An 11,432-nucleotide genomic window follows, 5' to 3' on the forward strand; every position below is an offset into this window, starting at 1 on the left:
GCCATTGCTTTTGCTGTTCTCCGATTTCCTGCAGTCATCTCTTCTGCTCATCATTAAACAATGCTATTCTTTTTTCTTCGCTCTTAGAGAAATCCTTTCTATATATTGGACATAAATACTCGCCAGTTTTTTTTGGCCATAAACTCAGATTTATCATCGCAGCTCTTGAACTAATACTCTTATCAGGATGATTGGGAGTAGCGTGCACTAATTTCCTGTCTTTCACAACGTATACCACTCCTGGCGGTAAGGATCTAGCTACGTTAATTGAAATAACATTAACCCTTGCAGAATAATGATAGATCTGCTTTAAAACTTGATTAATGTTATTATCAGACACTAGATATCTTCCACTTTCATCAAAAGTGGCACGATCTCTTCCTCCATATACATGTATGTCTATCTTATTTTGAGAAGGAAATTGTTCCAGTATTTGCTCAATAAATTTAAGCGGTCCTGAATATCTATCAAAATGAGACAGAACAACTTTCTCTGTTTTTGTATCGTGAGCAACTACCGCTACACATTGCTGAATATTGTATGTGCCAATATTTTCATTGTAAGCTATTCCCATTTCACGTTGTAACACTACATGAGCACTATTATCCAGATCACCTTGAGTAAGTTTATATGCCTCACTATAATGAAAAGATTGTTTCCACTTGACATGTTCTGGATTTAATCCGAGGCTTGATTCTAATTGTCGTTCTGTTACTACTGAGTAAATTCCAGCTAACGCCAAATGAGAACACAGCTTGTTTATACTACGTGCATTACTATCCTCTATGGTTCGTATATGATTATTCATATAGCCCTTCACAATATCATCTAAATCTAGATATATCCTTGCTAATTGCCGATAAGGACGCTCTAGAAAATTATACCTCTCTGCTGATTTATACCATTCAATACTTCTCTCTATATTGAGTACTGCTTGTTTAAGTTTAGAAGATCTCATATATACTAAGCCTAATGACCAATAGGTATTACCTAGTTCAACTTTTTCACCAGGTGAGTTCAATCTATCTGCTTGATAATGCAAAATAAAACGTTTCAGTGATGTGATAGCATACAAATATCTTCCTCCTTCGTTCAAGGACAATCCTTCTTGATAAAATCTTCTTGCTTCATCTAGATGTACATGTATATTTCCATAGTCTTGAAGCACATCAGGAGGGATTGGAAAACTAGATTTTGAACCTAATTCTCCTGTCTTCCAATCTTGATAGGCTGATTGTCTTAAAATAGACAGTGTTCTTTCATACTCAAGATTTGTCCCTAATCCTTGTACTGCTTCCTCAATGAATTCAATCGCTGTTCTTCCACCTCCATCTCGAATATCTAAATCCTTTTGTGTAGCAACACGGACTAAAAGCTCTAAAATCTCGTGTTCATTTCTAGCAGCAGCTTCGTGAATAGCAGTCCTACCTTTCAAATTCTGTATGGATAAAATTTTCATTTGAGGAAACAAGTAATCCCTTTTAAGGAAAAGCTTAACTATATACCTATTACGATTTATTACCGCTTCGTGCAGCGGAGTATTCCCTAGATAATTTTTTTTACTGATATCACCCATAGCTCGAGCAAGAACTTCAGCTAAATCGCGTTCTTGTCGCATCTCTTCATTTGTTTTTCCTTCATCACCTATACCTATACTTTTAGCAATGTAGTGTAATGGTGTATTTGTACGACTAAAATTCAATCGCTCTAAACCCACTTTATTAATCATGTCTAAAAGCACAGATATTCTTCTGTGAAGAACAGCAAAAGTAAAAGGGGTGTCAGGATTAAAATTTTTTACATATTCTGGAAGAATTTCACCTGGAATTGGTTCACCTGGAGATAGTTCATCATAATTTCCTACTGAACCCAGAGTTGGTTTATTAGGATCTGCTCCTTTAGCAATAAGCTCTTTTGCAATTCTATCCATTGAATAATTGATTTCTCTTACGATCTCAGGCTCCGAATGAATAAGCTTTACTAAAATATTCCTTTCAGCTAGAGCAAGTTCTCCATTAATGTACCTTTCTATAGGATTAAGGATTTCGATAAAAAAACTTCTAGTAATACTTGATTGTCCACCAAGAGAAGCAAAATGCAGCGGTGTCCAACCTTAACCAGTAATAGCAGCGCTAATATCGATTCCTTTATAAAGGTAGTAATTTATTAGAGCAATAGCATAATCAGCTCTATTTTCGATAATTGCTCGACCTAAAAATGAAATTCCTTGCTCTGGATCACGAGAAGTAATGTCAATTTTATTGTGATCTAAGAATTCTTTAATCTCTTGATTAATTTCATCGGGATCTTGATTACCCCTTATAATGTTTAGTAGACTCTCATACAACCTTCTTGAATTGTTGTCTCCTAACCCACCCATAATTTTATCCCTAGTGGATAGCTTTTTATATAGATCTATATCATCAAATAAACCTCAAAGCGCTTCTTTTTCTTCACCAGAAAACTCATCGATTCCACTATTATGATATAGTCCAAGTTTATCTAGCAAATTCGCTCCATCAGATGGTATAGACATATCAAGTAATTCCTGCAATCCATTTAAAATTCGTCCCTCCTTCTCATTATCTATATTTTCCACCTCCTTCATACCTTCTTCTTTAGCCTGTGCAATCGCTTTCCTACATCGATCTATAATAGATTCAGAATCTCCTTCTCGACTCTGTCCATAACCAAGATAATATCTTAATACTATCATAAAATCTTCTCTTATTTCTTGTAGCTTTTCTCTACTTGGACGATAATCCTCCACCTGAAAAACTTGTTCATCATCATCAGATCGTATAACGTCACTTATTATTCTTATGTTTTCTAAAGCAAAGATTCCACAGTTAAATGAATCTTCTTGCTGTCTTATACGAGAACTATCAATACTATGGACCTCTCCCATCACTACCTCATTAATCCAACTAGGAGCGTTATTTCCAAGAGAATCAATATAATAAGCTGAAAGAGATTGTTGATTGTCGGAAGTAACAACCAATGTTACCCAGTGACTTCTTCCTAAGTTGATAATAAGCGCCAGTAGTCGTCTATCATGTCCCAATCTATCTTTGTATTGTTGTAATTGTTGCCTCAGTTGTTCTGCTGATCCAACTACTTCAAATATCATGTTGCCATCATCTCCATACCATCCATATCGAAACTTTGCTATATTAGCAATGTCTTCTTGACTTAACCAATAAGTGTAATCTCCTCTCTCAGTTGCGCTGATGAAAGCACTAGATCTAAGATCAGAGTTTTCATTCCTAGAATCTGCCTGCCCAGGAGAACGACGAGATCTACGTCCTTGTAATAAAAGCTTACGAAAATCTTGAGTATGATTTCTTGGACTTACTGTTGTTTCAACGTTTAAATCAGTTTTGTTACCTACATCGGAAACATTATTCAGAATATCGTGCATTGGCCTTATTAAAAATATAAATGGACTTGCTTATTACCATAGACTAAGTCCATTTTCAACAAGAATATTCTCTTGCAATATATATTTTCACTTTTTTACCACAGTTAGATCAAATAAAGCATTAATAGCAATACTCAAAGGATAATCTTATTAAGAAAAAATGGTCTTATTGCATAGCAAGTTGATAAATAAGATAATGCTTTGATTTTTGAGAAAGTTTTAATTTTAAATTAGATAATTCTTCCTTCTTTTTACTCCATTAACTTGAGCATATAGATTTTTTAACATCTTCTACTAAAAATTATCGTGCTCTCAAAACAAAAAAATTGATTACTACTTCTTCTGCAATAAATCCATATGGTTATTCAGAAAGAACGTGATAACCAGCTGCTAAATGTTGCTCAACGTTTGGATTATCAAGTCTTCTGCTTTGTTTTATAGCTTTTACAAATGCTTGCAACTCCAATCTAGGAACACGCCTCTTTTTAACATCCTTAAAATCCACAAATTCAATCAGAGATTTTTCTATTTTTAGGAAATCTACTACAATATCATTCTTGTAAATTTCAAAAAAAAGCTTTTATACGAGTAGATGTCATGCTTTTAATATCATGCCCACACTTTGTCAACAAAATATCAACTAATGGTTTGTGATTATATAGAAAAATTTCTTTTTTTACTTCATTAGCTTTGTGAATTAAAATATGAGCATACTCTGGATATCGCTCTTTTATGTCTGTATCTCTTTCATCGTTAAATTTGCTGGATATATTTTCATTTGCTTCCCATATGCTAACTAGTTTATTGATGTTGCTCTCCTTCAAAAACTCATATAATGACTTGTCTTCTTTTGCAAGTTTTTCAACATCTTTCTTACACTTTTGCAAACTTGCTTCATAGCTATTAGCTATAGTCCTATTATACCCTGGTTGAACACGATTTATAAGTTTATTTTTTAATTGCAAATTCGCTTGATTAATATGTAAGCCAGCAACTTCTAGTTTCGCTATGTGACTTACTATGCACTGACAAGCAGCTATTTCGTTTGTTCTTATGGCAGGATGTAATGCAACGAATCCTACTCTATCTCCTTTATTAATATCTGCACCTTTATCTATTAGAGCTTGTACTATTTCTACATAGCCAACTTCAGCAGCTAACATCAAAGGAGTATGCCCATCTTCAGTTGGTTCATCAACATCTACTCCTCCGTCTATTAGAACTTTCGCTATTTCTAGATGATGATCGACAATAGCCAAAATTAATAAGGGAAATCTAGTGCGTTCGAATGCTTTAATAATAGTTTTTCCTTTGTCTATTAAAACTCTTAACATTTCTAAATTGCCACTTTCAATAGCTAACAGTAATGGAGTCCATGTATGCTGATATACTTTGTTGATATCTGGGCCTATACTTATTAGAACATTTACTACATTTGTACAGCTACTTTTAATGGCTAAGTTGAATAATGTATGATCATCAACATTATTACCGTCAGTAACTTTAAACAGATGACCTACATCGAAATTGGTGTCTTTCCACTCACAATATTCCTTCAAGCTCCCCAATCTTAACTTTTCTTTTATCCTTTCAACTATGTTACCTTTATCTAGATCATTGTCAGCATTTATAGCACTTAATATCTCTTTCCATATTCCGTATTTCATATTCCCTCAAAAGAAAATGCTACTTATATCATATATTAGCAAAATAGTCAGATCTTTTCTTCTAGAGGTAAGCTTTGTCAATACTCTTATAAAACGTTACTGTAGTAAATATGTAATGGGGTTATCATAACGCTAACTATATCTCAAATGAATTATCATTACAGAATATTAATAAATTAATAATATAGTCATTTTCAGCAACCAAAACCAGCTAGCATGAGAACAATTTTGTTGGTAATGTGTTGGTTTACCGCTTGTTCTGTGTGAACTTTTCTATATGATGATTTTACTATACCGCAAAATCAGCTATATTAGCCTACTTTTGCCACATTTAGATGTGAACTAATTTGCCTAACTTTGTTGCAACAATTTTGCGTTTTTATTTTCACAACCCTATTTTTACGCAACGCGTTCTCACAAAGGTAGGTACTATTTTTGGAGAAAGTAAATAATTAAAATTTTTGTGGTGCTACAGAATCCAGTATTTTCTATAAGTTTTCACATAATTGACAATCACTGAAATACTGGCTAAAATATTTATATGATAATGTTTGGTAGGGAAAAGAATGAATTTTGACGAACATGTTAAGGAAGGTGCCCTTTATTGTCAGTACACTATAGATATAAGTGAACTAGTGAGCTTTTTACAAAATAGAACAGACAAGAATGGGAAAGTTTTTGGTATCATATTAGGAGTATAGCTAGGAACTCATTCAAACTTGAGAATGTAGAACGTGAAGGTTTGAACCACACAAGTTTATGGGCTGATGTAGTGAACAATGTAAGGAGCTTTATTAATAATGTGCCAGAAGAATTTGATAGATTTAGGGTAGGTAGACGTTTTACTGAAAGCTTTCGTGATATAGGGGTTGATAAGCTACCAGGTAATTCTTTCGTTGTTTGGGCAAAGACTACTAAAGCTGAAATGAAGATAATCGATGAAAAAGAAAAAGAGAAGCTAAGAGAGAAAAAGAAACAAGCGGAAGTAAGGACTGAGCAGACTAAGAAAGTAAGTGCGGTTCTTTCAGAAGCGGTATTTGATTCGGATATGGATAAAGATCTAAAGAAAGCAACAATTAAAAGCCTAGTTGATATCACAAGTGCAGTTGTGCAGCATGTTATGAATCACGATTCTTCTCCAGAACAAATACTGAACGCAATAGAGGAAGTAAGTGTCGACTCCGTTGATCAAAATGGTAAAATATTACTGTACTATGCAGTATGGGAAGGCCTGCTAGAAGCTGTAGAGTTCCTAGTTTGTAAGGGAGCTGATGTTCATGCTGAAGGTACTCATGGAGAAAAGCCTATACACATTGCTACGGCAGCAGGTCATAGGAATATCGTAGGGTTTCTACTTAATCGTATAAGTGTTAATGAGGCCGACAAATCCGGTTATACACCTCTACACTATGCAGCATATAATGGTCAGTTAGAAATGGTGCAGTTTTTGATTGCTAGTGAGGCCAACATTCATGCTCAAGCCCAGGATGGTGTAACACCTTTGCACTTTGCTGCTTTTTATGGTCACTTAGATACAGCCAAGTTTCTTGTGGAAAAAGGGGCTAATATTAATGTTGAAGATAATTATAAAAATACCCCTATAGGTTTAGCTATTGCACAAAACAGGCAAGATATTATAGAATTTTTTAATGTACTATTACCTACTCCTAACTCTAGTCTTGAAGGAGTTTCTACCTGTAGTGGCAATACTAGGTTGCAGAAGTGATTTTTGGGAGCTATTCAAAACCTCATACGCTCAAGGTAAGGAGAAATAGCAGGGAAATAAATATTGAGTTAATAATTTAGAGATTCTTCTTAAGAAATTATTTTCTTGATGATTATGATTTTTTGAATATACACTTTTATGTTGGATTCAAAGAAGACTCAACAATTAGCTGTTCTATATCTTCCACTTTCTCGAGCTTGGTGTTGGGGTTTATGATATTGTACAGCGCAAAGCTCATACACACCAATCCAACTACTCCCACAGCTACTGCTACTGTGACATCGATTTTCAAAACATAAAATACAACACCGCTCACCAATAACGCTGTGCCAACAATACCTGCTACGATTGCCTGTCTTTGCCGTGTTGAGGGTCACAGTGTTGCCAGATCCACTACATGGCTCAGCGAAAGATGGGCTGTCAGCTCTATCAACGGAAGTTGGCTCTACAGTAGTTGAATCATTTTGCACTTCTTCGCTGCTTTCACATATAGGTTGAAGATCTTCACTATTAATATTACATAATTTAGTGTCAGTTTCTGTAGCTTTATCAATTACGTGAGTAGCATCTTTATGCTCTATATTTATTACACTATATTTACATACTTCATGCACTTCCTTACTATTTTCATCTTTAGCTGTAGTAGTTTTGGCTGTTACAACAGTGGGCTTCTGGGTTGCTCTCCTATTAACAAGTTCTCCGGAGAATTTTAAGATTTCTTCTACAGCCTCACTATTTTTACGTGCTTCAGCATAGGTAAATGGGGTGTAAGTCATTTCCTTGCCATTTGAATGTTTTATAATTATTCTCTTTTTTAGAATATCTTTCAAAATACCATTTTCCTCAGAGATCTTTAACACTGCTCTCATAATGTCATTGTCTCTACGTGATATAGCATCTGTAAGTATTGTATGAGTTTCTTCCCGACCATCTGAATGTTTTGTGGTCATTTCTTCATTCAGAACTTCCTTTAATAGTTTTTGTTTTTTGGCTTCTTCCAAAAGATCTTTTACAGCTTGATTATTCTTATGACTTATAGCATAATGTAGTAGTGACAACGTCTCCTCTCTACCCTGATATTTGTAAGCTATTTTCGCTAAAAGAATCGTGCTTGCGTTATAGCTGGATTTTTTAAATATTCCATTTCTGAACCTTCCAGCAATACTTTTCCCTTCCTCTATTTCTCTTGCTAGCTTTTGAATATTCTTTCCATCTTTATTTGTTAACTCATATATATCACATACTAATTCACCAGTCAGTTTTGACGTTTCCATAGTGCTTGTTCCTCCTATTATAGATTTATTGATTTAGTGGTAGTAGTTGAAATAGCGCAGTTGCTCACCCCATAAATTTGGTGCTCTCTTTTGATCAAAGGTGTCTTGCTGCTTGAAATGTTTTCTTTGTAAAAATTTAGCTTATCTTTTACATTGAAACAGCATTAAGACGATTTGCCTTTTTTTGGATGTAGAAATTTTCTAGGAATTGTCTTCTTGAGTTCTATGGTATTTTGTTTAACATTGAAACAAGAGTCTGTTGTCGGTTAATCTGCACAGATTGAAGATAAATGAATACCTTCAATACCATGACAAGGGGGCTGGTGGAGTTTGTCAAGTAGGTTTTTTCGTCTCTATTCCCAATAAAAGTTTGTTATTGGTTATGCAGGAAGTCTAATACTGTCGTAAAAGGAAGTTTTCTTGTGCGTGTGAAACTTTTTTTCCAACACAATGGATCTTCTGAAAAGTTTTCGAGTATATTATATTTTTAATTTGTAGAATAAGATTTTTTCCTTTTTGCATGTTTCACCTAAAAAGGACACATTTTAAACTTTTTTACAGAAACAACAGCGTTTTTTCTTCACTCTTTAGATAATTTAATGCGAAAAAATTTAGAGAGAAATTTTACACACAATCGCAGACATTTTTCCTTAAGTTGACGCCATTGAGTGAACGGTTACCTTAATTAGAAGTCTAGCTTTAACTTTAAATGGACTACTCAACCGTGACAGACTTAGCTAAATTTCTTGGACAATCGGCATCTAACCCTTTTTTTGCTGCAGTATAGTAAGCAAGGAATTGCATAGCAACACTATAGATGATAGGAGAGATAAAATTATCAGTGTCTGGAAGTTGCACCACATCTGCGCAAACTCCCCTTAGGAATGGCGCTCCTTGCTTATCACTGAAGGCAATTACTTTGCCTTTTCTTGCAATAATCTCTTGTATATTAGATAGCGTTTTAAAGAATAAACTATCATAAGGGATAATTGCTATAACAAGCACAGCAGAGTCTATTAAAGCAATAGAACCGTGCTTCATTTCTCCCGCTGCAATGCCAATGGTATTAATGTATGAAAGCTCTTTTATCTTCAATGCGCCTTCCATTGCAACTCCGTATGAACTTCCTCTGCCGATTAAAATAACGTTATTGTGTTCTAATATACTGCCCGATATATGTTGTATTTGCATCACATTCAAAACGTGCTCAACATACTCGGGAATAGAATTGATAGCACTGCTTAGCTGTTTTATTCTCTCTCCACCCAGTATACCTTTTATTTTTCCAAGCTCCACGGCAAAGCATGCTAAAGTCGCAAGTTGCGCAGAAAAGGTTTTTGTTGAAGCAACACCAATTTCTGGCCCAGCAAGAGTATGTAACACAATATCTGAGATCTTTTCAATGCTGCTGTTAAATGTGTTAGTTATACTAATGATTGTTTGCTTCTGTGATTTCGCATAACGCAGCGCTTCTATGGTATCTGCAGTTTCGCCAGATTGAGAGATGAATAACCCAATGCTGCCTTCTTCTAGCTTGACGTTGCTATACCTAAATTCTGATGAGATTTCTAGATATACTCGAACTTGAGCGACACTTTCCAGCCAATATTTTGCTATTAGCCCGGCAAAATAAGATGACCCGCATCCAACTATAGTAATGTAACTCCGCTCAGAAAACAATTTTTTGTTGACCTCTTTATATTGCTTGTAAAATTGATTTATTGTTTTGTTTAATGCACGCGGTTGCTCAAAAATCTCTTTTAACATGAAGCTAGGATACCCATTTTTGCTAATTAGAAAATCACTTGGACTACTATTTTCTATACTACGTTTAACTTGTGTACCATTGTTGTATATACTAACTCCACTAGATTTTATCACTGCAATGTCGCCATCTTCCAAATACGATATTCTTTCCACAAATGCACTTAAAGCATTAGAGTCAGATGCAGCAAACACTGTGTTACAGTTATAGCCTATTGCTAAAGGCAAATTTCTCTTCGCAACAAATAAGGCATCTGGATATTCTGCAAATAATAAGACCAAGGCAAATGAGCCATGTAAGTTGTTTAAACACTTAAATAGAGAATCAACTGGCGACAATCCTTCATCAAGATATAAGGTTAGCATATTTGGTATGATCTCTGTGTCAGTATCAGTATGGAATAACATTCCCCTTTCTTCTAGACCCTTTTTTAGCAGATTGTAATTCTCAATTATGCCGTTATGAGCAACAACAACATTATTTGTATGAATGGGATGAGCATTTTTAAGGCCTGGAACTCCATGTGTAGCCCAACGAGTATGTGCTATACCAACTGTACTGTGAGACATCTTACTTTCATCAACAACTTCATACAATCTTTTAACTTTACCTTCTGATTTTTTGACTTCTATCTCGCCTTCGTTATTTATGATTGCTATACCTGAGGAATCATATCCCCTATATTCCAATTTTTGCAACCCAGTTAGTAAAGTTGGTATTACTGAATCACTGCTACTTACTACACCAAATATTCCGCACACAAATGGATCACCAAATGAACTTTCTTTTTAAGTTATGCAGCATTTTTGCCCTTATCATCTTTTCCCTTTTTACTTTCCTCTGTTGGTTGATTTTTATTCTTTTTATCACTCTTTTCGATTTTGCCTTTTTCAATTGGTTTAGCTGCCACTTTTTGAGTTTCTTTGTTTAAAACTTCAGATATAGCGGACTTTAGGACTTTCACCTCAACTTTTGGTGCTATTTCTATTATAAATTGTGCATTTGCTTCATCAACTTTATTAACTTCACCTATTATCCCGCCAGAAGTAATGACTGTATCACCACGTTTTATTTGATCTATAATTTTTCTATGTTCTTTTAGTTTTTTGTGGTTTGGGCGAATAATAAGAAAATAAAATACCACAAATATTAAAATCAATGGAATAAAACTAGCAAAAGATGCGCCGATACTTGATGCATTGCTAGTTGCATCTGCTGCAAAAACTTCAGAAATGAGCATATTTAATCCTAATTGTTAATGATAAAAACAAACCTACTTAAGTATTAATTACAATACCATGCCATGTCAAGTCTGGTGAAAACGTTTCTAAATACCGGCAATAATATTGCGGATTTTAGATTATGCTAAAACCAGTATGGCGGGAGTGATGAGACTTGAACTCACGACCTCATGCGTGACAGGCATGCGCTCTAACCAGCTGAGCTACACCCCCCTTTTTTAGCGTTTTCGGGCTTCGACTTTAAAGCTAATAAACATGTTGCCCTTTGTCAATATTTTTTGTTTGCGCTTTGCTGTCTTTTCTATTACTATGTAAATAATTTAATTTCACACATGGCT

10 protein-coding genes, 1 tRNA gene and 1 pseudogene are annotated in these 11,432 nt (G+C 34.7%); 2 read left to right on the top strand and 10 right to left on the bottom strand.

From position 1 onward, the window contains the following. Window positions 1-34: 34 nt before the first annotated feature. The 5 genes from OM966_RS01755 to OM966_RS01775 all read right to left on the bottom strand — a co-directional run bounded on the left by OM966_RS01755 (window position 35) and on the right by OM966_RS01775 (window position 5,088). A complete protein-coding gene (locus OM966_RS01755) occupies window positions 35-1,930 on the bottom strand; it encodes an ankyrin repeat domain-containing protein (protein ID WP_264328580.1) in 1,896 nt (631 codons plus the stop codon). Between the two features lie 183 nt (window positions 1,931-2,113). Further along, window positions 2,114-2,380 carry a hypothetical protein gene (locus OM966_RS01760; RefSeq protein WP_264328581.1) on the bottom strand — a complete coding sequence of 89 codons (267 nt, stop codon included), beginning with the start codon at window positions 2,378-2,380 and terminating at the stop codon, window positions 2,114-2,116. 54 nt (window positions 2,381-2,434) lie between these two features. Beyond that, the gene (locus OM966_RS01765) at window positions 2,435-3,421 is read right to left on the bottom strand and encodes a C48 family peptidase (RefSeq protein ID WP_264328582.1); all 987 of its coding nucleotides are present in this window, start codon (window positions 3,419-3,421) and stop codon (window positions 2,435-2,437) included. A gap of 361 nt (window positions 3,422-3,782) precedes the next feature. Next, entirely contained in the window at window positions 3,783-3,926 is a 144-nt protein-coding gene (locus tag OM966_RS01770; protein ID WP_264328583.1) for a hypothetical protein, read from the bottom strand. A gap of 61 nt (window positions 3,927-3,987) precedes the next feature. Beyond that, entirely contained in the window at window positions 3,988-5,088 is a 1,101-nt protein-coding gene (locus OM966_RS01775; protein WP_264328584.1) for an ankyrin repeat domain-containing protein, read from the bottom strand. A gap of 566 nt (window positions 5,089-5,654) precedes the next feature. On the opposite strand from OM966_RS01775, the gene OM966_RS01780 reads away from it, so the two are divergent. Next, complete coding sequence (locus OM966_RS01780; RefSeq protein ID WP_264328585.1) at window positions 5,655-5,789, top strand: hypothetical protein; 135 nt, start codon at window positions 5,655-5,657, stop codon at window positions 5,787-5,789. Between the two features lie 71 nt (window positions 5,790-5,860). Continuing rightward, window positions 5,861-6,814: an ankyrin repeat domain-containing protein gene (locus OM966_RS01785; protein ID WP_264328586.1), complete on the top strand. Its 954-nt coding sequence runs from the start codon at window positions 5,861-5,863 to the stop codon at window positions 6,812-6,814. Window positions 6,815-6,972: 158 nt separating this feature from the next. On the opposite strand, the gene OM966_RS01790 is transcribed toward OM966_RS01785, so the two are convergent. From OM966_RS01790 to OM966_RS01805, 5 genes and pseudogenes are all read right to left on the bottom strand, one after another. Beyond that, complete coding sequence (locus tag OM966_RS01790; RefSeq protein ID WP_264328587.1) at window positions 6,973-8,088, bottom strand: WD_0033/WD_0034 family tandem repeat-containing protein; 1,116 nt, start codon at window positions 8,086-8,088, stop codon at window positions 6,973-6,975. Window positions 8,089-8,473: 385 nt separating this feature from the next. Continuing rightward, window positions 8,474-8,610: pseudogene (locus OM966_RS07295) on the bottom strand (IS4-like element ISWosp8 family transposase); the annotation flags it as partial. 192 nt (window positions 8,611-8,802) lie between these two features. Next, the gene (gene glmS, locus OM966_RS01795) at window positions 8,803-10,614 is read right to left on the bottom strand and encodes a glutamine--fructose-6-phosphate transaminase (isomerizing) (protein ID WP_264328588.1); all 1,812 of its coding nucleotides are present in this window, start codon (window positions 10,612-10,614) and stop codon (window positions 8,803-8,805) included. 32 nt (window positions 10,615-10,646) lie between these two features. Beyond that, window positions 10,647-11,093, bottom strand: coding sequence for a preprotein translocase subunit YajC (gene yajC, locus OM966_RS01800; RefSeq protein ID WP_264328589.1), 447 nt, complete (start codon window positions 11,091-11,093; stop codon window positions 10,647-10,649). A gap of 137 nt (window positions 11,094-11,230) precedes the next feature. Next, window positions 11,231-11,307, bottom strand: a tRNA-Asp gene (locus tag OM966_RS01805). Between the last annotated feature and the right edge of the window lie 125 nt (window positions 11,308-11,432).

The sequence above is a fragment of the Wolbachia endosymbiont (group A) of Andrena hattorfiana genome (genome assembly GCF_947179565.1).
Taxonomy (GTDB): domain Bacteria; phylum Pseudomonadota; class Alphaproteobacteria; order Rickettsiales; family Anaplasmataceae; genus Wolbachia.